This window comes from Companilactobacillus allii, assembly GCF_001971585.1.
GTDB lineage: Bacteria > Bacillota > Bacilli > Lactobacillales > Lactobacillaceae > Companilactobacillus > Companilactobacillus allii.
Window position 1 is genome coordinate 2,131,718 of the sequence record NZ_CP019323.1, and the last position, 22,108, is coordinate 2,153,825.

The window sequence follows — 22,108 nt, forward strand, 5'->3', positions numbered from 1 at the left end:
CATGCCTTTAATAACGATTCACAATACAAAATCACTCCTAGGATAGTTCAACATCAAGTGACTTTATATTCAATTACAAATAATTAATTAGCAATTACTTAAAAAAATCAACTAGTCTGTTACTGGATCTGCATCAGTATCACCTGACTGTTTATCATTTAACTTACCGACGATAAAGTGTAAAGCCTTATCAGCATGTCTTGTTAAATCAATATACTGTTTACCAGTAGTTGTAATCATTGAAACATCAGAATGATCAGCTTCTTCTTTCAATGAATCACGCATAGCATCCATTTGTGGAGCCAAAACAACAACATCCATATCAGGTAGTAAATCACTATGTGCACCATAAGCTGCGGCTGCAGCTTCAACAGGCAAATCTTTTTCTTTAGACATCTTGTTCAATGCGTTGGCAAGAATACCTGAAGTACCACCACCAGCACAGATAACTAAAATATTTAGTTCTTTTTTATCTTTTGTTAGACCTAAAGGAATATCACCTGCTGCTGTAGCGACAACAGCTGATGTATCGGCATTTGGATCAACTCCATTTTTCTTTGCTTCTGCTGCTTTATCTGCCTCTTCGGCAACCTTTTGAGCATCATAGGCTTTGAAGAATGGATAGTAGAAGATAAAATCAACGACCAACAGTAAGAATACCAAAATTAAAGCTTGAATTGAGAATCCAGTACCCATGTACAATCCAATAGGACCCGGTGTTGTCCATGGTAAGTTATAGATAAATCCGTTCATCCCCAAATGATCAATGAAGAATTTGAATAACCATACGTTCAAGATTGGTGTTAATAGAAATGGAATAAAGAATACGGGGTTCAAAATTAATGGGGCACCAAACAAAATGGGCTCATTAACACCGAATGAAACAGGAATTGCTGCCGCACGACCAACAGCCTTTAACTCACTTGATTTAGCCATCAATGCAAACATATAAGTAATTACTAATGTTGCACCAGTACCACCAAGTGTGGCAACAAAGTATTGTGTACCTTGTGCTAATACATCTGTAGCGTGTCCGCCAGTTTGAAACATCTTTAAGTTGGCTTCAACGTTTGATAAATAAATAGCTGTAACAGCTGGTTCAACAATTGATGGACCTTGAATACCAATGAACCAGAAGAATGCCATAGCACCATAGATAATTGCCAAACCGACATAACCATCAGCGGCAGTAAACAATGGAGCCAATACTTGAATGATCCAAGCAGCTAAGTTAGTACCTGTTGCTGCACGGAACGCAATATCAAATATTGCAAAAACAGATGTTGATAATGCAAATGGAATAATATTTGCGAATGCTGATGAAATATTCTGTGGAACTGCATCAGGCATCTTGATTGTAATATGATTCTTAAAACATACATAATAAAGATTTGGAACAATAAAACCAACTAAGAATGCGGCCAATAGACCTTTAGTACCCATGTAACCTGTTGTAAAGAACAAACCAAGTTTATTATTAAATGGGTCAACGGCAACTAGTAAGAATGCAATTTGTGCTGCAAACATAACTGAAGCTGTGGGAATTTGGTTAATCTTAGCTAACTTCAAATTTTTACTCTTTGTAAGTGCTCTAGCAACGTTAGCAGCTGCCATTAATGATAAGACACCCATTGAGTAGTTATAAACCTTTAATAATCCATCACTAACATTTGTTGGCCAGTAAAAACCCCAAATATTAGGAACGTTTGCTACAAGTAAGAACAAACTGGAAAAGATGATGATCGGCATTAACGAAATAAAACCATCACGAACAGCTTGTAGGTATATGTTAGCAGATAATTTCTTGAAAAATGGTTGAGCTTTTTCAATTTGCTTAACAATTCCGTTCATAATTCTTACTCCCCTCAAAATTTAATATCTTTTTTATCTATTTCATACCAAGCTTTTGCTCAATTTTATTGATACGATCATATTCATCAATAAAGAACTCAACTTGATCTTTTAACATCATCGTTGTCATCAGTGTATCTTGACCATGAACCATAATGAATGTGACATCCATATCCATACCACCAGCTTCATTAGCTAGAAGCTTTGTTTGTTCATTATGAGCATCGACGATTGATTGATTGGACTCCTCCAAAAACTTACGAGCTTCGTCAATTTCACCATCACGAGCTTTATTTAAAGCCTTGATCAAAGCTGTTTTTGCATCCCCTGCATAAGCAACGATTGCGAATCCTGTCATTGATATTTCTTCTTTTGTAACTGCCATAATAATTACCTCACTTAATTATTTGCTTTCTCTTGTGTTAATCGTTGAATATGAATTATAAAGTATAGAAGTTCGTTACCACTCAATTTCTTATCTAGTTTAAGTTGAAGTTGTTCATAGATATTCTTAGCAATATCAAACGATTTTGGATACGCTTTCATCATTTCTGACTCAAGTTTCTCATTTAATTTATCGTTATCCTTACTCGGTGTATCCAATCTACCTGCCAAATATTGGAGATGAATCATGAATCTGTCATAATAATTTGCATTATCATCAAATCTGATAATATTATTTTGACCCAAAACATCTTTAACAACTTTATTAATATCGATTGTTTGTTTCTTATTCAACTTTCCTTCTTTTGACTCTTCACCTTTTGCGTTAATAAAATGCAGTGCAATACTTTTCATTTCTGATTCTGGAAAATCAACATTCAAATTTTTATTAATTACATCTAATCCGTAACTAGCAATTAAATATTCTCTTGGATATTGATTACTCATATCAGGAACAACACTTTCAGTATATGTATCTGCTAGAAATCTCTGGTAAGCCCCATAAATGTGATCACTTAAAGTAATATAAACGTAATCTAGTACGTTGTAATTGAATTTTCTTTTAGCATAATCAATAATTTCATAAGTAGTCGTAACCACATCTATTGGAATGTCTTTCATTAAAAAGTACAAATTTTGTTGAGATTCCTTAGTGTTCAAATAAAAAATCTTTTCAATTCTATCAGTATCAATATCCGCACCCTTTGATTTCCCAAAGGCAATCCCTTTGCCCTTCACAATAGCCTGACGCTTGTCTCCTAGGTTGACTAACGCACTGTTATTGTTAAAGACTTGGGCTATCTTTACCATCGCTTTCCCCCCTTTCTGCACAAAAAAGCGAGACTACCAGTATTGTAAAAAAGTCTGGCATTAACTATGTTATATGCCCGTAACTTTAATTACAATACTTAGTAATCTCGCCTAATTTAATAGTAACGATTTACTTTGCTTTATTTTTTCAACAAGTTCATTGTATAACACAATACACCATTTGTAAACGTTTACAAACATCTAATTTACAAAAGTAAACAAAAAGTCCCCAAAAGTTAACAGCTTTTGGGGATTTTTCATTTTATATTTCACTTCTAGGGGGAAGTCAAAATATAATTAATCTTCTATTTCATGTGTTTCACTAAGTTTCTTAAACCAAAAGGCACTCTTTTTAACGTAACGCTTTTGTGTTGGAAAATCGACAAAGAATAATCCATAACGCTTACTATAACCATTGGTCCATGAGAATTGATCTTGTAGTGACCAAATGAAATATCCTTTAACATTGGCACCGTCTGAAATCGCATCAGCAATAGCACCAAAGTACTTCTTCAAGTAGTCAATTCGTTTAGGATCATCAATGATTGTTTCATCTGTGGCATTCTCTGGTAGTTCTTCTTTAAGACCAATCCCGTTCTCTGTTACATAAGTGGCTGGTACCAAAGGATATTCATCATGAATCCTCATAAGGATATCATGCATCCCTTTGGGATAGATTGGCCAATCCCAATCAGTTGTTTCAACATCATCTGGTTTTTTCTCTTCACCAATTCCATGGATTCGAGAAACTGAAGTTCCTTTAGCACCTGTTCCATTATGAACAGTCTCTGATGCACCATCGTAAGCGCGCAACCATTTACTAAAGTAATTATTTACACCAACAAAATCAAGCTTATGGGCAGCCGCACTGATTTCTTTCATCTCTGAATCAGAATATTTAAACATAGGTTGATCATTAGCATCAAGAATTTCTTTAACTAAATCAAGTGTTTCTTGATGATATTTTCCGGCTAGTGTTCCATCCAAATATAGTCTATTTTCAAACGCATCTTGTAATGCGGCAGCATGCTTGTCTTCTTTACTATCACTATATGGATAAACTGTCTGAAGTGCGTGAACGATTCCAATTTCACCGCCTAAATTCATGTCTTTATATGCATTAACAATTCTAGCATGGACAAGAATCTGATTGTGTTCTGCTTGGAAAGTCTTATCGAAACGGCCTTTTTCAGCAGGTGGGAATGTTCCAGAAGTATATTGTTGAATAGCCATTGATGTTGGTTCATTAATAGTGATCCAATGAGTAACCTCAGGGAATTCTTTGAAACAGTATTTGGCATAAGCTAGGAAGTCATCAAGCATTTCTTGACTCAACCAGTCTCCAGCTTCATGTAATCTTTCTGGTGTATCAAAATGATGCAAGGTTACATAGGGAACAATATTATGTTTTTCACATGAGGCAAATAACTTATGATAATAAGCAACTCCACGTGGTTCTATTTTTCCAGCACCATCTGGGAATATACGTGACCAAGCAATAGAAACTCTAATAACTTGAACTCCATATTCCTGTGCTAGTGTTAAGTCTTCATCATAGCGATGATAAAAGTCAGCTGCAGGATCTGGACTGAATCTACCTTGTTTCTCTAAGAAATCATCCCAAAGAACACGCCCCTTGCCATCTTCTTTAGTAGCACCCTCGACTTGATATGCGGCACTTGCGCCGCCCATTAGAAAATCTTTTGGTAATGTTTTACTCATTTATATCCTCCTCAGTAAAGCGTTTTCACTAATTAACTATATATGTTCTTTTACAAACTTCAAGGCCATATCAGGATCTCGTGTTAAAGCAATGTATTCCTTACCTGACGTTGTGGCTAATTTAGCACCATACTTATCAGTTATTTTCTTAACATTTCCTTTCATACTATCCATTTGTGGAGCTAAAATGACCAAATCCATATCTTGAATCATATTCATATCTTGACCATAAGCACGTGCAGCAGCGGATAATGGTAAATCACGATCTTTAGCAATTTTATTCAAAGCATTGGCTAAAATACCAGACGTTCCACCACCGGCACATATAACCATAACTGCAGTTTCTTTTGTAAATCCAGCATTTATTGATGCTGCATCATCAACTTTTTCTACTGTGGCACTAGCTCCAGAACTTGCTGTAGCCATGACCGTTCCATCAGCTGAAACTTCTACATCAGAATCATTATCATCATCAATAGCATTTTCTTCATCAGAATCAAGATTCAAACCTACTTCTTTAGCTTTCTTTGCTTCTTCTTCAAGCATTTGACCATCGTAAACTCTCATGAATGGGAACCAGATGAAGACATCGATTACTAAACTCAATAATACGAATACAAATGATAATGGAGCAAATCCAGTACTTATTAAAATACCAATTGGTGCTGGAATGACCCAAGGCATAACGTACATCATACCGTTCATACCCAGTGTGACAATAAAGAACTTGTACAAACAAATATTAACCATTGGTGTAAGGATAAATGGAATAAAGAATACAGGGTTCATAATAATTGGAGCACCAAACAAAATTGGTTCGTTAACTGAGAATGCAACTGGAATAAATGAAGCTTTACCAATAGCTTTCAGTTGTTTTGATCTGGCAAGTAATAAGAACATAAATCCAAGAACAAAGGTTGATCCTGTACCACCCATGTTCATAACATAATCTTGTGTGTTTTGAGCAAGAATATGTGTGGCTTGTTGGCCAGCTTGGAATAACTTCAAGTTAGCTTCAGTATTTGTAATTTCAATAGCTGCAACGGCTGGGGCAACAATTGATGGTCCTTGAACACCTACGAACCAGAAGAAAGCCATAGCACCGGCAATAATTGCAAGACCAATGTATGAATCACTAGCTGAAAAGACAGGTGCTAAAAGTGCAACGATCAATTCTGGCAAGTTCTTACCAGTTGTACTCATGAGTAAGAGTGAAAATGCCCAGAAAGCTGTAACTGATAGAGCCATAGGAATAACATCTTTAAAAGTCTGAGAGATATTCTGTGGTACCTGTGGAGGCATCTTGATAGTTACATTATTTTTAATACAAACATAATATATATTAGGAACAATTAAACCTACAAGATATGATGCAATAAGTCCTTGTGTACCCATGTATGTAAGATCAGCGCCACCTTTGTTTTGAACAATAGCACAAATGATAAAGGCAATTTCAGAAGCCATAATAATTGAAACGGAATTCATCTGATTTGTCTTTGGTAAATCAAGATTCTTTGCATCAGTAAGGTTCTTAGCAGTTGTAGCAGTAACAAACAATGCTAGTAGACCCATCGAATAGTTATAAGCAATAAGTAAATTACTTTCGATATTTGATGGCCAATAAAAGCCCCAAGCATTTGGTAAGTACGTTACTAATAAGAATAATGACGAGAACAAGATGATAGGCATTGCAGCAATAAACCCATCACGAATAGCAGAAACATAAATGTTGGCGGCAAATTTTTCAAATACCGGTCTCATTTTTTCAATCTTAGACGTTAAAACATCCATGATCACATCTCCTTTTTAATTATTTTTTATATCTAACTTTTCTTCAATTTTATTAATTCTTTCATACTCATCAATAAAGAATTCAACTTCATCTTTGAGCATCATCGTAGTCATTAATGTATCTTGACCATGAACCATGATAAAAGTAACGTCCATGTCCATCCCGCCTGCTTCATTAGCAAGTAGTTTTGTTTGTTCATTATGAGCATCGACAATGGATTCGTTAGCAGATTCAACTAACTTCTTTGCTTCGTCTATTTGCCCCTCTTTTGCTTTATTCAAGGCATTGATCAAAGCTGATTTAGCATCTCCTGCATACGCAACAATAGCGAATCCTGTCATTGATATATCTTCTTTTGTAACTGTCATAAAACTACATCTCCCTGATTATTTTCATTTTTAATCTTTCGTATCTTCTTGAATTAATCTTTGAATATGAATAACAAAGTACAATAGCTCATTACTTCCTAATTTGTTTCCCAATCTTTCTTGTAGTTCATCATAGATTTGTTTTGCAATCTCGAATGATTCTGGATATGACTCCTGCATTTCCTTTTCAAATTTTGGACTCAAGACATCGTCACCATCATCAGGCTTATCTAGCCGGCCGGCTAAGTATTGCAGGTGAATCATGAATCTATCGAAGTAATTCCCATTGGAACCTAACCTAAATATTTTATTATCACTAAGTATCTTTTTGACTATGTCGTTAATATCTTGGCTTTCATCTTGTTTCAACTGTCCTTCTTCAGGTTCTTCACCTTTAGAATTAATGAAGTGAAGTGCTAGTGCTCTGATTTCTGATATTGGAAATTTAATTCCAAGATTATTTTGTATTACTTCCAACGCATACCTAGCAATTGCATACTCTGTGGGATATTGAGCCTCCATGTCAGGAATTAGGTTTTCCTTATATGTTCCTTTGTTAAATCGTTTCGTTGATTCTAATATGTGGTCACTCAATGTAATGTACGCATAATCTAAAACGCTATAATCAAACTTCTTATTACCATAATCAATAATTTCGTAAGTAGTTGTAACAATATCTATTGGAATATCCTTCAATAGAAAATATAAATTCTCTTGTGATCCTTTGGTATTCAGATAAAATATTTTTTCGATTTTATCTGTGTTAACTTTTGAACCCTTATGTTTGTTAAAAGCAATTCCATTACCTTTGATGATAGCTTGGCGATGATCTCCTATATCAGCTAAAACGCTGTTGTTATTAAAAACTTGTAATATATTTACCACTTTTATTTCCCCCTCCCTTTTTTATATGTGCATTCTCTGCACAAAAAAGAGACCACTGGTAACATGGTAATAATTCAAACAACCATGACACCAAGTGATCTCGCCTAATTTAATAGTAACAACTCACCGTCTCATAAAAAAAGAGACCACCAGCATTTCGATAAATCGAAGTGCAAAGTGATCTCGCCTAATTTAATAGTAACAATTCACTAGAGCTATTCATTTCTTTCAACAGCTCCTAGTATAGGACAAACCATCCCTTTTGTAAACGGTTACAATTGAATTCTTTCTATTTGTTTAGCATAACTCAGTAATAAAACAGTCATAATAAATCTCCATCATCATCTGCCAATCACTGAATTGAAGCCATTCATCGCCTTTATGAGCGATTCCTTTTTGGCCCGGAAATGAAGGACCAAATGCAACAATATTGGGTAATGCTCTAGCATATGTAGCACCAGTTGTCGTAACAGGAGTTCCATCGAGTCCAGTATCCTCTTCATATATATTGGAGAATTGCTTGATATATTCTTGATTCTTCTCACTAAGCTTGGATTGGAAACTACGATTAACCGTAATTGACATCCCATCCTTCAATTGAGATTTCAGTTGACTTAATACTTTATCTTCAGTGATTGAAATAGGATAACGCATTGAAATGTTAAACGACAATTTGTTGTTCTTTTTTTCAATTTTATATAGTGACAGTTGCAAACTACCAGATTCTTCATCCGCAAAATCTAATCCCAGATTCTTACCATCTGTTTGCTTAGAGATTTTGGCCGATAACCACATGAAGAAATCTCCAGTTTGACCTGCTAAACCTACCCAATTATCAGCAATCTTTGGTAACACATTATCCGCCATATCAGGAGCGTTGCTTGGTGCCTTTTTACCAGTAAATTCCTTCCAAGTCCCATCACTAAGTTTGAATTTAGCATAATCTGGAATATAGCTACGATCAAATTGACCTGATATAGATTCAATCTGATCGATTGATCCATCTGATATATCTTGTGAAATCGTCAAATCAACTAAACCACGTTCCCCATAAACAATGGGAAATTTACAATCTGGTGTATATCCGGCATAAGGAGGTTTTTGTTCATTTAAATAATAAGGGATATCACGACTACCAGACTCCTCATCCGTACCAAACATAATACGTACTCGCTTATTTAACTTAATTCCTTGAAGCTTGATTAAATATAATGCAAATAATGTCGACATTAATGGTCCCTTATTATCTAATACACCACGTCCGTACATCATATTATCAACCTTAGTCAATTTGAATGGCGGATAAGACCAATCATCCTCAACATCGACCACGTCTGTATGTCCCAATACACCAAAATATTCTTCAGCATTCTCTGGACCATATTCAGCCCAACCGACACAATCAGATACACTACCAGTTCTAAATCCTAGTTTTTCAGATAGATTCAACATATAATCCAAAGCATTTTTTGGACCAATACCAAATGGTGCCTTAAAGGTCTTATTTCCGTTTACACTAGGAATCTTAATCAATCCATCTAAATATTCTAGAAATTCACTTTTATGTTCATCAAATAATTCTTGAAAATCAGGTCTAACTTCATTCATTTCCATATTAAATTTTCTACCCCTTAGTACTTATCTACTAAAGCTTCTCTAGTAGTCTCCTTAAATAAGGATACATCTTTTTCAGATAAAGTTTTACAAAATTCAGTTAACAATGTAATCGTTTGCTTATAGTCATCCAAATTAACCATTAATCTAGGTGAATGCATATATCTCGTTGGCATTGACACTGTCATAGTCGGAATACCATCCATCGCCTTATGAATATTACATGCATCAGTTCCACCAACAGTCATGAAATCATATCGAATATCTAATTTTTGTTCTGTAGCCAATCGTTTCATACGATACAGTAATCCCTTATTGGCAATAGTCAAGGAATCCAAAACTGCCAAAACTACCCCCTTACCAAGATTATCGACATTTCTATCGTCTAATGGCGTATCTTGCGCAGTGGTAACATCCATTGCAATAGCTAGATCTGGTTTAATTTTATGAACCGCAGAACGAGCTCCCCTAATACCGACTTCCTCTTGAGTAGAACCCGTAAAATACAGCGTGGCCTCATGATCCATCACAGAAGTTCGTTTCATCACTTCCAATTCTGCTCCTAAACTAAAACGATCATCCCATGCTTTTCCTAACAGATAATTAGGATTATTCATTTGTCGAACTTTTATATTTGGTGTAATCATATTGCCAATTTCAATTCCCATTTGTTCTATTTCAAATTTATTATCAACGCCCATATCAAGGAACATGGACATAGGTTTCATAACTTTATTTTTTACTTCGTCTGATAATCCATGTGGAGCACGACTGCCTATAACACCAATATATTTTTTATTATCATTGGTTGTGACCGTCATTTCTTGAGCAGGCATAACATGCCCCCACCAGCCTCCAATTGGAAGCAATTTTAGAAATCCTTGTTCCGTTATCTGCCTTACTTCAAACCCCACTTCATCCATATGTGCGGATAACATAACTTTTGGACCATTCTTGTTTATACCGTTTTGTTTTAAAATTATCGACCCTAAATTATCGTAATAAATATTATCAACATAGGGTTGAGCATAGCTATGAACTATTCGACTTACTTCCCGTTCTCTTCCACCAATACCATCTGCTTCACTGAGATTTCGTAGTAATTCAAGATCAATTGCTTCATTACTCATATTTAGCACCAACCTATCGATTCTCTGATTTAAATAACTCAATTTTATTATTATCAAGCTGTTCGATAAATTTAATTAAAGCTTCCCTGGCTGAACCGAAATCTTCTTCAGAAATCACGGATTTTGGAGTATTAAAATTTCTTACAGGAATATTTATAAAAAGTGATGGACATCCTGTACGTAACTTGTTCACCCAACCAGCCTCTGAATCTTCAAGTGAATAATAATACTGATATTTAATTTCATTATTATCACATAGTTTTTTTAATTCACTAATAAGTAACCTATTAGGAAGAACGGTCTTGGCATAATAAGTTAACAATAGTCCGCCACCAAGAATTCCTATTTTATCTTCTGAGTTCAATTGATAATCAAAAGATTTATTTGATTCCAAAATAATTGCTAAATCAGGAGAAACCTTATTCGTCGCTGTTTGGATTCCACGAAGTCCAACTTGTTCTTGAACTGTACATCCAACATACAAATCGAATGGTAATTCTATATTATCTAAAGCCCTCAGTAATTCGATTCCAATAACTGGAGCATATCTCCCATTGATATTCCTACACATGATAGTCCCAGAACTTGTTCTAATAAATTCAGATGAGAAAGATATTGTATCCCCGATTTGAAGATTTGTCTCTGATTGATTTTTATCCATAAACCCTAGATCAATAATCAAATTATTCTTTTCATCTAAGACTGTCTCATCTTCTCTTATAGATAATATTGTTCCAGGAAAAACATGCCTTTTTTCATTAAATGCTTCAACACTTGCGCCAAGTAATGAATTCTTTGGTATATTTCCAAGCATTAGCGCTCCAATAAGTCCATTATCATAGAACTTATTAATTATAAATCCAATTTCATCCATATGGCCAGATACCATAACTCTTTTGGCATTGACGTTTTTACTCTTCTTTACCGCATAAATAGAACCAAGATTATCATAAATAATATCATCAGATAATTCCTCATAATATTTTCTAAGCATTTCTGATACTAATCGCTCGTTACCAGCAACTCCATGAACACTTGAAATTTCTTCAAATAAATTAATTGACTCATTAGATAACATTTTTAAAGTCCCCAAATTAATAGATTTTTATTTCTTTAAATTCATTTAAATCGTCACCATTTACCTTTTTACGACAAACATCAATAATATCTTGTAATGATTCACTTAGACCCGTTCCACCTTTCCGTGGCATTTTTACAATATCAACCTTGTTACTATATTCTTTGATTACATCTGAACACTCTTTGGACATGGCCGCAACCACAGGAATATTTGTTTTTTCAGAAACAATTGCTCCAGTCTGAGCACACATTTCTGCATACTCAACGTAATGAAATGCTGGTCCACAAATAACGGCATCTGGCTTCAGCTTATTGATCATAGCTGCTAACTTAAGACTAACTTCATTTTTATTTTTCATATAGTACTCATCACCACAAAATAGCGTAGTTGTTATTTTTTCATCTTTATTAAGATATTTATCAAACATATCAGCAGCACCTAGAGCAATCTTTTTCCCACCTAACGGCAAATCACCATGTTCCGTACCACCAAGACCGGCTTGGATTTGGTCTAAAACAATTAATATTTCCATCATTTTCACCACACCTATATATTTTTAAATAAAATTAAGATCATCATTTGTTAAATCATCAAATGAAATATTTTCAACTTTTTCCATTTTGGCATCATGTTCTTCCTTAAGATATTGCTTATCTAATGTCTTGATAAATGGATAGTAAATTAGGCATCCCAAAATAAGTAAAAGTATTTGATAAACAGATGCCCAAAGGCTTCCTGTAGATAGATATCCCGAGAATCCTATGGGTGTTGTCCATGGTAAAGCAACACCATTGGTATATGGAATAATGCCTATTTTTGTAACTAGGGTAGAAAGTAATAGATTAATTAACGGAACCAAATTAAATGGAACAAGCAAAATCGGATTCAAAACTATGGGTAGACCAAATATTATTGGTTCATTAATTCCGAAGAAACCCGGTACTATTGCTAATTTCCCCAATTGTTTAATTCGCTCCGATTTACAAACTAGCAACATTACAATGACTAATGATAATGTACTTCCTCCGCCACCAAAATTTGTAAAGAAATTAGAAAATGGATCGGTAAATATATTTGGTAATTTATGTCCATTCTGAAATGCATCAAGATTTTCCATTGTTAAAACTTTTGTAATTGGAGCAAATACTGAGTTAGCTACAGCCGGTCCATTGATTCCGAAAAACCAAAAGATTGTACATGCAAAACCATAAATAATTTGAGCCATTAAGGTATTTCCGGCTCCTTTAAGTGGTACTTGTAAAATTTGATATATAAAATTATGTAATGTTTCGAAACCTGTCATTCCAAATAAAATACGAATAAAGAAAAATACCATAATAACAAATGCACTTGGAATCAAAGCTTCAAAAGATTGTGCTACGGCTGGAGGAACTCCATCAGGCATCTTAATTGTCCATCCTCTTTTGTAGACAAAATCATAAATAATAACGGCAATAAATGCGACTATTAAACCTAAAAAAATTCCATTTGTACCAAGATATTCCATATCCAAAACACCATCAACGGGTTCCTTCAAACCATCAACAATCATCTTTGTAGGTGTAAGAATTAAAAATGCTACAAGAGCTGATGCAGCTGCTTGAATGGCATCCGATTTGATTTGTCTTGCATAGGCATATGCAGTACTAAAGCAAGTAAAAAATCCGACAGTATTAAATACTGCTCTGGATACATTAGTAAACCAGCTTTCCCAACCATTTCCAAAATAATTTGCCCAAAATTCTGACCAACCTGGAATAGGAAAATTAGCAATTAAAAGAAAAATAGATGCAACGATAATCAATGGCGTGGTTATTAAGAAACCATCACGAATGGCAATTAAGATTCTGTTACTACCCAATTTTGTTGCAGCTGGCATTAAAACTTTTTCTAATTTATTAAACATATCTCATCCTCCTAAAATGGGACTATTTAATTCTTTCTATATAAAATATTATGAAATGTATATTTATCTGAACGATAGTACGAATTATCATACAATATTGGATATCCATCTACGGAATAAGTAATCGTATGTGCCAAAAACGCTGGCAACTTATCTTCAACTTCCAATTTTTTACTTACTTCTGCGCTAAGCTGGATAGCCTCCAACTCTTGGCTTGCATATCCAATAGAATTACTCAATTCTATGAGGTTATATAAAGATTCAGAGGCCTGTTTTTCATTCAATGTAGGTAACAATGTTTCCCTTAAATATAAATTTTCAAGAGTCATTGGATTGGAATCGATAAGTCTCAATCTTTCAATTCTAAAGACCATCTCATCTTCCTTTAGTTGTAGCCCCCTTCCGATTTCTTTTGGATAATTCGAAATTATTTCAAAACTTAATACTTTCGTGTTTACTTTTAAATTCAATTTTTTAGCAACTTCTGTAAATCCTGATAATCCCGCACTTCCACTTGAAATTTTTTGATTATCAGCCAAAACATATGTTCCTTTATTTCTCTCTTTAACAACCACTTGTTCTTTTTCTAAAGTCTCTATCGCTTTACGTACAGTTAAACGACTGGTACTAAATTGATCTGCAAGATCTATTTCTGAAGGTAATTTTTGATGTGAGCTATAAATTCTATTATCAATATCCTTTTTGATTTGGTTTGCTATTTCTATATATAAATAATTTTGCATAAAACTACTATTCCCTCAATTTATTAATATTATATTTTCTAATCAATCGGTGCTTTAATTCTCAATTCGTACGCATCAAGCCATTTCTTTGTAATAGGTTCAATTACAGTGGTCCCATCTTCACCAGGATTTGCCATCATAATTTTAGGAGCATTTTTATTATCACCAGCTGCAAATGTGAATTCCACATTGGTGGCAACTCCCCATTCACCTTTGTTATTCAATGCAACTAATGAAAATTCTCCCACTTTTCCATATCTCTTCTTTAATTTATCTATAAATGGATAAACGGCTTTATCACAAGCAGCTTGAGGAGTGAGTCCTGTTCCCATTAGTCGAACAATCTCATAACACAAACATCCCTTCATGATATCCTCACCAAGACCAGTAGCTGCAGCACCACCTATCTCGCTATCACAATAAAATCCGTCACCTACAAGTGCAGAATCCCCGGTCCGACCGGGTTTTTTCATAAATAATCCAGATGTTGAAGTCCCCACTGCCATTGAGCATTTAGGATCTAGGCTGATCATCCCCACAGTATCGTGACCATCATATGGACTCAAATTCTCTTGTGCAATCTCACGTTTACGTTTTTCCCAAATCTTTTTAGCTCGGGCTGTCAACATGCTTTTACGCTCAAATCCATTCAATACTGCATACTCAGATGCACCTGACCCGACCAAAAAGCTATTGAAATGTTCTTTACTTAACTTACGTGAAACTGAAATGGGGTTCTTGATATCACTGATGCCTGCGACAGCACCAACTGCAAAAGTATCACCATCCATAAATGCTGAATCCATCTCTACCAAACCATTCGCATTGGGGAGGCCACCATATCCAACAGATTTAAAAAACGGATAATCCTCGACTTCCTTAATGGCGGTTTCAACAGCATCACTACTATTTCCACCATTCTTCATTAATTCCATACCCTTACTTAAACCTTCATATGCCATTCTCCAAGTTCCGATCATAGCAAACGTCATCATTTATCACCTCATATTCAAAATTTATTGAAATCAAATTGTATATACCAATATTATTTATGCAATCGATTTCAAACAAAGTATATTCACTATTGTATATACAATCAAGTATTATTTAAGATTTTTTTTAATCTAATAAAATTAATATCCATAATTTTTTGTAAAAATACCTATTTCCGAACTTTTTTAGCTTTATTTAATAAATCATTCATGTTAATCTAATTACAACAAAAAAATAAGGAAGTGTTAGATTATCACCTATCAAATTGTTTTTGAAGGAGCTATTTTTTCTTCAGTATCGTTTGACAAGGCGGATTTTTCACCCAAAGTTCTCACTTGTATTGATCAATCAGGTTTGATTGATCGCATAATATCTGTTGATGAACCGGATTATAAATCGGTCAAGCAAACTGCTGAAAATCTAAATATTCTTCATCCTATACCAAAAGGCAGTTATCTCTTGCCCGGATTCATAGATTTACATGTCCATGCACCACAATGGCCTCAAGCTGGTCTTGCCTTGGACAAACCACTAGATGAGTGGTTGCAAAAATATACTTTCCCACTTGAAGTAAAATACAAAGATTTGAATTTTGCTAAAGAAAACTATACAGGTTTAGTAAATGAACTTTTAGAAAATGGAACAACGACTGTTTTATACTTTGGATCAATTCATACAGACGCAAATTTGGTCTTAGCTGATATTTGTGCTGAAGCTGGTCAACGTGCCTTCATTGGGAAAGTTGCAATGGACAATCCCACACAAACTCCAGAGTATTATCGTGATTCATCTTCAAAAGAATCATTGGAGCAAACCGAACTATTTATAAATCGGCTATTAGACAAACAAAAGAAAACAGGTGCAGAATTAACCCCTGTAATTACACCTAGATTTGTTCCCAGCTGTACAGACGAAACACTTGCTGGACTAGGTAATTTAGCAAAAAAATATGACCTCCCTATTCAATCACACTGTAGTGAAAGTATTTGGGAAGATCATTATGCAATTGAACGTTTCAATTTAAGAGATACGCAAGTTTTAGATAAATTCCATTTATTAACTAGTAAATCAATTATGGCACATGCAACTCAACTGAATGATTCAGATTTGGAATTATTCAAACAAAGAAATACCGCCATTGCTCATTGCCCTATTTCAAATGTTTACTTTGGTAATTCTGTATTACCTGTTAAACATATTCATGAAAAAAATATCAACATGGGAATGGGTACTGATATATCCGGAGGTTTCTCCCCAAGCATCTATCGAAATATTCAACAATCTGTTATGTCTTCACAAATGTTACAAGATAATAGTCATAGTGATTCAAGAATCTCTGCCACAAATGCCTTTTATCTTGCAACAATTGGAGGAGCAAAAGCTCTTCATATTAAAACTGGACAGATATCCGTTGGATATAAAGCTGACTTTCAAATTGTCACTGATCAATACTTCAACTCAATGTCTAATGAACCACAGGATGTTTTTGAAAGATTAATCTATCACACGACAAAATCAGAAATTAACGAAGTTTATGTTTCTGGAAAACAAGTAATCAATCGAGGAGAGCATCATGGAAGAAAATAAAAGTAGTTTATTGATTGGACCTGACGATAAGGTTGGATTTGGTGAAGCCGGGTTCTTAGGCTTGCAACATGTTTTAGCAATGGATATTTACGTTCCACCAATTATCCTAGCTGGTATGATGGCTATGGGAATTGGAGACCAAATGAGTTTATTACAATCCACATTTTTGGCCGCTGGTATTGGAACTATTTTACAAACATATGTCTTCATGAAAATGCCCGTATCACAAGGTCCTTCATTCGTACCGCTTGGTGCGGCTGCTGGTGTTGTCTTAGCATCAGGTGGTATCAAAGGAAATGGTATGGCAACACTTATTGGATCCTTATTAATCGGTGCAATAATTCTGATTATCCTTGGAGCTACTGGTGTTTTCCAGAAGATTATTAGTAAATTAGTACCTGCCTTAGTTGGTGGCACAATAATCACATGTGTGGGTCTTTCATTGATACCATCTGCACTTAATGACAATATTTTTGAAGCATCCGGAAATATTAATAATAATATTATACTTGCTTCAATCACTGCACTAACTCTTCTGATTTCAGTCGGAATAAGTATGAGATTCCCTAAGGTTCGTAGAATTTTTAGAACCGGATCAATTATTTTGGCTCTTGCAGTAGGAACGATTGTTTCAAGTCTTATGGGATTATTTAATTGGAAAACCGTTGCTGATGCTGCATGGTTCAGTCTTCCTTCAGGAACTGCTTTCAATTATGGAATTTCATTTTCACCATCAGCCATCATCACCTTCATCATCATCTATGCCGTTATCACTACTGAAACAACTGGTACTTGGTTTGCCATGGGTGCTGTTACAAATCACGAAATTAGTAAAAAACAGTGGAATATGGGAATCATTGGTGAAGGATTCAGTTGTTTAGTTGCTGCCCTACTTGGTACAACACCTGTCACAGGTTATTCTACAAACGCTGGTGTTATTTCCATCACAGGAGTTGCAAGTAAACGTGTATTCTTATTCGCAGGAATTTGGTTCACGATTCTTGGTTTCTTCAGTAAGCTATCAGCCTTTCTAGCTGCTATTCCAGCACCAGTTATTGGTGGAGTCTTTGCCATTATCTGTGTAACTATTATGTTGAATGGATTAAATGTTATCCGTGCACTGAATACTACTGATAGAGATATCTATATTATTGGCTTACCAATAATTCTTACACTTGCACTAGTCTTACTTCCAGCAAGTGTTACAAAACAAGCACCTCAAATTTTACAATATTTATTAGGCTCACCAATTGCAGCCGCCGCTATTGCAGCGATTGTTTTGAATCTATTAATGCCAAAAGTTAAAACTTTAACTTCTGATGCTGCCTAAAAAAAGAGTGTTCCAAAACATGTTTAATTTTCGTTTATAAGCACAAAAAAATGGTATTTACGCAAAGTAAATATCATTTTTTTATGCTTATATTGAGAAAATTGTGTATTGGCGCACATTTTCACTACAAATTTGAGTAGAAAAGAATTATGTCACAGCACCATTTTGATATTAAATTTAGAAATAATCTCTAAGTTGCGGTTTCTCAGTCACAAGTATTTTGCTCAATGTATCAATAGATACTGTAGAACCTTGAACATATCCATAATGTGCCAATGAATTAAGTGATCTAATGCCAAACATAGCTTTTGTTAAAGTTTGAATATCCAACTTCACACTACTAGGTTCACTAGTCTTTTCAAATTTAACATTACCGTTCTTAATAGATAACGACCAAGTCTGATTATTCCACTCTAACGTATCACTAACATCAATAATTACTGGATCCAGATTATGTTTGATAAATGGATATTTTTTGATAAAGCTCTTTAAGTTAACAATTCTTGCTGACATATATGGAATTGTTGAAACCTTGGCAACATATGGCTCATCTAACAAATCAGTTTTCACTTCAGAATCAGGTGACTCATATATAAAGTTGTTGAACATAGATTGGTGTTTAACAATAAAGTTAGCCAATGCTTTATAACTATTGGGATCATTAGTTACCCATTCTTGAATTATCAAATTATCATTTTCGTTTGAATAGAATAAATATCCATCTAACTCATCGGTATCGTTGTAATAAAGTGCGGCGAACCAATCAGAATGCTTATAGGCCATGTGATCCCACCACCAATCCTCACGGATAACTCCTCCAAGAATATTGTGATTATTATAAAGTATCCTGGCGGACTTGGGAACTTCGTTCAATCTCACTCGTTTGATGTGTCCTGAGTTTGGTGACTTGATACGTGGCCATTTGGAACTTGGTATATCGGTAATCACATGGTTAAATACCTGTTCATAACCAAACTTTCTGTAATACTTAAACGAGAATGGTGCCAAATAAGACAATGTAACATTTTCATTGTACATATCCGTCAATGCCTGATTCAATAATGTACCTGCTCCACCTCTACCGGCAAATTCTGGAGCACTCATTACATCACCAATACCATTCATATGATAAGTCACACCATGAAAGTTTACTGTGAATGGAATACTAAGCAATCCACTACCTAATTTATCACCATTCATAATCCCATACGCTAATGAATGATCAAATCTATCACTTAAAGCATTTTTCTTTTGTTCATTATCAGGTCGATTGAAGGAATAAAGATACAACTCGTAAAATTTCTCAAAATCGTTTTTTTCTAAGCGATAATTTGTCATTTTCCCACTCCTATAAAAAAGACACTATTCAATTGAGAATAGTATCTTTATTTTTTTATTCTGCTAATTTAAAACTACTCCATGTACCAATATAACTCAATAAAAACGCTTCTTCATGATTTAAGTGTCCAACAATGTTTCTACGTCCATCATTTTTGATATCACGCAAAGCAATTTGTGTTTCACCTTTATATTGACCATATTGATCATTAACAATGATGATGTCTCCACGTTTAATATTTTCAGTATCATGAGCGGGGAAATCTTTATCACGATATATTACACGTGTCATTGTGCTTCTTAGTAAATAATCTGAAGCATCACCACGATACACGTGTGTAGATTTCAAAATAACTTCTTTTTCAATGTCAGTAATATTTTGAGATAAATCGACTTTCAACACAGGTAGTGGTGAGAAGAATGCCTTTGAAGCTTGTTCCAATTCTTCATCAGATGCATATGTGTTACCAATAATAACATCGTCAACCATTCCAGTTAAAACTAGATGTTTAACTTGTGTTGCAATTGGTAAATCACGATCATCTTCCAAAGTTGGTAAACCATCTTGCACTGGCCATGGTCCAAACGTTGCTTTATGTGAACTCACAAATGCAGCAGAATGAATATTATTATTCTTGAATAATGTTGACCATTTAGTAAAGAATTCTTCGCCCAATCCAGTGTATCTTTGTGGATAGAAATTGTGACAACCTAATAAATTATTAGTATTAGGTTGATATGCCATAATGTTATCCAAGTAATGTGTACCTGAACTCATATTGATTTCAATCTTCAATCCATAAGGATTATGAGTCATTTTAGCTTCTTCCATACCAGTGAAGCCTTCATCTAAACGAAGTCCAGCAGCACCAATATCTTGGAAAAACGAAAGATTGTCATAACTGATACCTAACTTAGTAAACAATCTAGGATTCATATCGACAATTGTCGCAAATCCTAATTCGTTTGCATAAGCAATTGTTTCTTTAAATCTAGCAATCGTCTTTTCCTTATCATCACCTAATTCAAGTAATGAAACAAAAATACGTGAATAACCTAATTTACTTGCAGTATCAAGATACTTTTTATCCTCATCCAAAGTTGAATGTTCAGGATATAGAGATAATCCTAGTCTTCTCAAAACATGACCTCCGAAATTTTTTTATGCCTTAACTGTATTATCTTGTCCAGCAATCTTAACATCGCCAAGTTCTTCCTTGAGCTTTGCTCTATCCATCTTCTTAAAGAAGTAATAGTAAATTGCAAAGTCAATAACGATATTGATAATTTGCATAACTGAACCAGAAATATGACCAGTAGCAATGAATCCAGAAATAATTGGTGGAGTTGTCCATGGTAGATAAACTCCCATTGGTTTAGCAACCAAGTTTGTTGCCATACCAATATATGTTGTAACTACATTAGCAAGTGGTGTCAAAATAAATGGAATAGCCATCTTGTAGTTCATAACAATAGGTAATCCGAAGACGATAGGTTCATTAATGTTGAATATTGCAGGACCTGCAACCAACTTACCTAAAGTCTTTAATTCCTTACTCTTAGAAGCAAATGCTAGAAGCATTGCCAAACCAAGTGTAGCACCAGAACCACCCATGTGAACAAACAAATCAAAGAATGATGTTGTAACAATGTTTGGTAGTGCTTTACCAGCTGCTAAAGCAGCTTGGTTTTGTTGCAAAGCTGTTAGCCAGATAGGCATCATAACACCTGAAACAACGTTGGCACCGTGAATACCGAATAACCATAGGAATGAAACAAGGAATTCAGCAACTAAAGCACCAGGTAATGTATTACTCAATGTGCCTAGTGGTGCGGCCAAGAAGTAACTAATAATATTTGGAATACTTTGCATAGGTGTTGCTTCAACGCCTAAACGTACTATCCAAACAACGAACAAAACAATTAATCCTGGGAATAAAGCAGCAAATGAGTTACTTACTGCAGGTGGCACTGTATCAGGCATCTTAATTGTCCAGTTCTTATGAATCATCCATACATAGAAATCAGTAATGAATAATCCAACAATAATAGCTGTAAATAAACCAGCTGAATCTAATTGTGTTAATGGTAACCACAATGCACCAGCTTTGTCTGTCTTCAATGGAATTGTTAAGATAAATGCACCTAACGAAACAATTGCAGCAGAGATTGGATCTACCTTATAACTCTTAGCCAAGTTAAAAGATATACCTACAACGGCGATAAGTCCCATAATATGGAACGATGCGTTGGTTGGATATTGTAAAACGGTTGCCCAGTTCTTACCGAATACACTAGCCATAAAGTCTAGATATCCTTGAATTGGAAATTGTGCAATGATCATGAAGATTGAACCAATGATAATCATTGGAACAGCCAATGTCATACCATCACGCAATGCAATCAAATGACGTGACGAAGCAAGTTTGCCAGCTAGTGGAACTAGCTTATCTTGAACAAAACTGCCCTTCTTGTTGTCAGCCATGTTAAAGCCCCCTCAAATTTTTTTGTTAC

General features: G+C 34.7%; 19 protein-coding genes. 2 read left to right on the forward strand and 17 right to left on the reverse strand.

Translation table 11 applies throughout. The annotated features are described in order from the left end of the window. Positions 1-111: 111 nt before the first annotated feature. The 14 genes from BTM29_RS10570 to BTM29_RS10635 form a co-directional block, all read right to left on the reverse strand. Positions 112-1,851, reverse strand: a complete 1,740-nt coding sequence (locus BTM29_RS10570) for a lactose/cellobiose PTS transporter subunit IIB (RefSeq protein ID WP_076617339.1) — start codon at positions 1,849-1,851, stop codon at positions 112-114. A gap of 37 nt (positions 1,852-1,888) precedes the next feature. Next, a complete protein-coding gene (locus tag BTM29_RS10575; RefSeq protein WP_076617342.1) occupies positions 1,889-2,236 on the reverse strand; it encodes a PTS lactose/cellobiose transporter subunit IIA in 348 nt (115 codons plus the stop codon). A 14-nt stretch (positions 2,237-2,250) separates the two neighbouring features. Continuing rightward, on the reverse strand, positions 2,251-3,105 hold the full coding sequence (locus BTM29_RS10580) for a PRD domain-containing protein (protein ID WP_076617345.1): 855 nt from the start codon (positions 3,103-3,105) through the stop codon (positions 2,251-2,253). Positions 3,106-3,402: 297 nt separating this feature from the next. Continuing rightward, positions 3,403-4,827 carry a 6-phospho-beta-galactosidase gene (lacG, locus tag BTM29_RS10585; protein ID WP_076617349.1) on the reverse strand — a complete coding sequence of 475 codons (1,425 nt, stop codon included), beginning with the start codon at positions 4,825-4,827 and terminating at the stop codon, positions 3,403-3,405. A gap of 36 nt (positions 4,828-4,863) precedes the next feature. Continuing rightward, positions 4,864-6,618 carry a lactose-specific PTS transporter subunit EIIC gene (locus BTM29_RS10590; protein ID WP_076617352.1) on the reverse strand — a complete coding sequence of 585 codons (1,755 nt, stop codon included), beginning with the start codon at positions 6,616-6,618 and terminating at the stop codon, positions 4,864-4,866. Between the two features lie 15 nt (positions 6,619-6,633). Further along, on the reverse strand, positions 6,634-6,987 hold the full coding sequence (locus BTM29_RS10595) for a PTS lactose/cellobiose transporter subunit IIA (RefSeq protein WP_076617354.1): 354 nt from the start codon (positions 6,985-6,987) through the stop codon (positions 6,634-6,636). Positions 6,988-7,017: 30 nt separating this feature from the next. Then, a complete protein-coding gene (locus BTM29_RS10600; RefSeq protein ID WP_076617358.1) occupies positions 7,018-7,872 on the reverse strand; it encodes a PRD domain-containing protein in 855 nt (284 codons plus the stop codon). Between the two features lie 297 nt (positions 7,873-8,169). Continuing rightward, on the reverse strand, positions 8,170-9,486 hold the full coding sequence (locus tag BTM29_RS10605) for a Sapep family Mn(2+)-dependent dipeptidase (protein ID WP_225972198.1): 1,317 nt from the start codon (positions 9,484-9,486) through the stop codon (positions 8,170-8,172). A gap of 17 nt (positions 9,487-9,503) precedes the next feature. Next, positions 9,504-10,616, reverse strand: coding sequence for a M42 family metallopeptidase (locus BTM29_RS10610; protein ID WP_076617362.1), 1,113 nt, complete (start codon positions 10,614-10,616; stop codon positions 9,504-9,506). A gap of 13 nt (positions 10,617-10,629) precedes the next feature. Beyond that, positions 10,630-11,694, reverse strand: a complete 1,065-nt coding sequence (locus BTM29_RS10615; RefSeq protein ID WP_076617366.1) for a hypothetical protein — start codon at positions 11,692-11,694, stop codon at positions 10,630-10,632. A gap of 16 nt (positions 11,695-11,710) precedes the next feature. Continuing rightward, complete coding sequence (locus BTM29_RS10620; RefSeq protein WP_225972199.1) at positions 11,711-12,232, reverse strand: GrdB-related putative oxidoreductase; 522 nt, start codon at positions 12,230-12,232, stop codon at positions 11,711-11,713. Between the two features lie 21 nt (positions 12,233-12,253). Then, complete coding sequence (locus BTM29_RS10625) at positions 12,254-13,603, reverse strand: PTS sugar transporter subunit IIC (protein WP_076617369.1); 1,350 nt, start codon at positions 13,601-13,603, stop codon at positions 12,254-12,256. Positions 13,604-13,629: 26 nt separating this feature from the next. Further along, positions 13,630-14,346, reverse strand: coding sequence for a GntR family transcriptional regulator, LSA1692 subfamily (locus BTM29_RS10630; RefSeq protein ID WP_076617372.1), 717 nt, complete (start codon positions 14,344-14,346; stop codon positions 13,630-13,632). A 38-nt stretch (positions 14,347-14,384) separates the two neighbouring features. Continuing rightward, positions 14,385-15,338: a glycosylasparaginase gene (locus BTM29_RS10635; protein ID WP_076618914.1), complete on the reverse strand. Its 954-nt coding sequence runs from the start codon at positions 15,336-15,338 to the stop codon at positions 14,385-14,387. 265 nt (positions 15,339-15,603) lie between these two features. Here BTM29_RS10635 and guaD point away from each other — a divergent pair, with 265 nt between their 5' ends. Both guaD and BTM29_RS10645 read left to right on the forward strand, forming a co-directional pair. Continuing rightward, positions 15,604-16,926: a guanine deaminase gene (guaD, locus tag BTM29_RS10640; RefSeq protein ID WP_076617376.1), complete on the forward strand. Its 1,323-nt coding sequence runs from the start codon at positions 15,604-15,606 to the stop codon at positions 16,924-16,926. Then, the gene (locus BTM29_RS10645) at positions 16,913-18,256 is read left to right on the forward strand and encodes a uracil-xanthine permease family protein (RefSeq protein ID WP_076617380.1); all 1,344 of its coding nucleotides are present in this window, start codon (positions 16,913-16,915) and stop codon (positions 18,254-18,256) included. Before guaD ends, BTM29_RS10645 begins: the two co-directional genes overlap by 14 nt. Before the next feature lie 177 nt (positions 18,257-18,433). Here the strand turns inward: BTM29_RS10645 and BTM29_RS10650 are convergent, their stop codons facing one another. From BTM29_RS10650 to celB, 3 genes are read right to left on the reverse strand one after another with little or no spacing between them, the layout of a single operon-like run. Further along, entirely contained in the window at positions 18,434-19,594 is a 1,161-nt protein-coding gene (locus BTM29_RS10650) for a GNAT family N-acetyltransferase (RefSeq protein ID WP_076617385.1), read from the reverse strand. A 55-nt stretch (positions 19,595-19,649) separates the two neighbouring features. Beyond that, positions 19,650-20,735 (reverse strand): DUF871 domain-containing protein, encoded by a 1,086-nt coding sequence (locus tag BTM29_RS10655; protein WP_076617388.1) that lies wholly within the window; start codon positions 20,733-20,735, stop codon positions 19,650-19,652. Positions 20,736-20,756: 21 nt separating this feature from the next. Then, positions 20,757-22,079: a PTS cellobiose transporter subunit IIC gene (gene celB / locus BTM29_RS10660; protein WP_076617392.1), complete on the reverse strand. Its 1,323-nt coding sequence runs from the start codon at positions 22,077-22,079 to the stop codon at positions 20,757-20,759. Between the last annotated feature and the right edge of the window lie 29 nt (positions 22,080-22,108).

Bases quoted from the DNA above. Each gene is read 5' to 3' on its own strand.
- BTM29_RS10570 (WP_076617339.1), bottom strand. From the start codon at position 1,851: ATGAACGGAATTGTTAAGCAAATTGAAAAAGCTCAACCATTTTTCAAG.
- BTM29_RS10575 (WP_076617342.1), bottom strand. From the start codon at position 2,236: ATGGCAGTTACAAAAGAAGAAATATCAATGACAGGATTCGCAATCGTT.
- BTM29_RS10580 (WP_076617345.1), bottom strand. From the start codon at position 3,105: ATGGTAAAGATAGCCCAAGTCTTTAACAATAACAGTGCGTTAGTCAAC.
- lacG (WP_076617349.1), bottom strand. From the start codon at position 4,827: ATGAGTAAAACATTACCAAAAGATTTTCTAATGGGCGGCGCAAGTGCC.
- BTM29_RS10590 (WP_076617352.1), bottom strand. From the start codon at position 6,618: ATGGATGTTTTAACGTCTAAGATTGAAAAAATGAGACCGGTATTTGAA.
- BTM29_RS10595 (WP_076617354.1), bottom strand. From the start codon at position 6,987: ATGACAGTTACAAAAGAAGATATATCAATGACAGGATTCGCTATTGTT.
- BTM29_RS10605 (WP_225972198.1), bottom strand. From the start codon at position 9,486: ATGGAAATGAATGAAGTTAGACCTGATTTTCAAGAATTATTTGATGAA.
- BTM29_RS10610 (WP_076617362.1), bottom strand. From the start codon at position 10,616: ATGAGTAATGAAGCAATTGATCTTGAATTACTACGAAATCTCAGTGAA.
- BTM29_RS10615 (WP_076617366.1), bottom strand. From the start codon at position 11,694: ATGTTATCTAATGAGTCAATTAATTTATTTGAAGAAATTTCAAGTGTT.
- BTM29_RS10620 (WP_225972199.1), bottom strand. From the start codon at position 12,232: ATGATGGAAATATTAATTGTTTTAGACCAAATCCAAGCCGGTCTTGGT.
- BTM29_RS10625 (WP_076617369.1), bottom strand. From the start codon at position 13,603: ATGTTTAATAAATTAGAAAAAGTTTTAATGCCAGCTGCAACAAAATTG.
- BTM29_RS10630 (WP_076617372.1), bottom strand. From the start codon at position 14,346: ATGCAAAATTATTTATATATAGAAATAGCAAACCAAATCAAAAAGGAT.
- BTM29_RS10635 (WP_076618914.1), bottom strand. From the start codon at position 15,338: ATGACGTTTGCTATGATCGGAACTTGGAGAATGGCATATGAAGGTTTA.
- BTM29_RS10645 (WP_076617380.1), top strand. From the start codon at position 16,913: ATGGAAGAAAATAAAAGTAGTTTATTGATTGGACCTGACGATAAGGTT.
- BTM29_RS10650 (WP_076617385.1), bottom strand. From the start codon at position 19,594: ATGACAAATTATCGCTTAGAAAAAAACGATTTTGAGAAATTTTACGAG.
- celB (WP_076617392.1), bottom strand. From the start codon at position 22,079: ATGGCTGACAACAAGAAGGGCAGTTTTGTTCAAGATAAGCTAGTTCCA.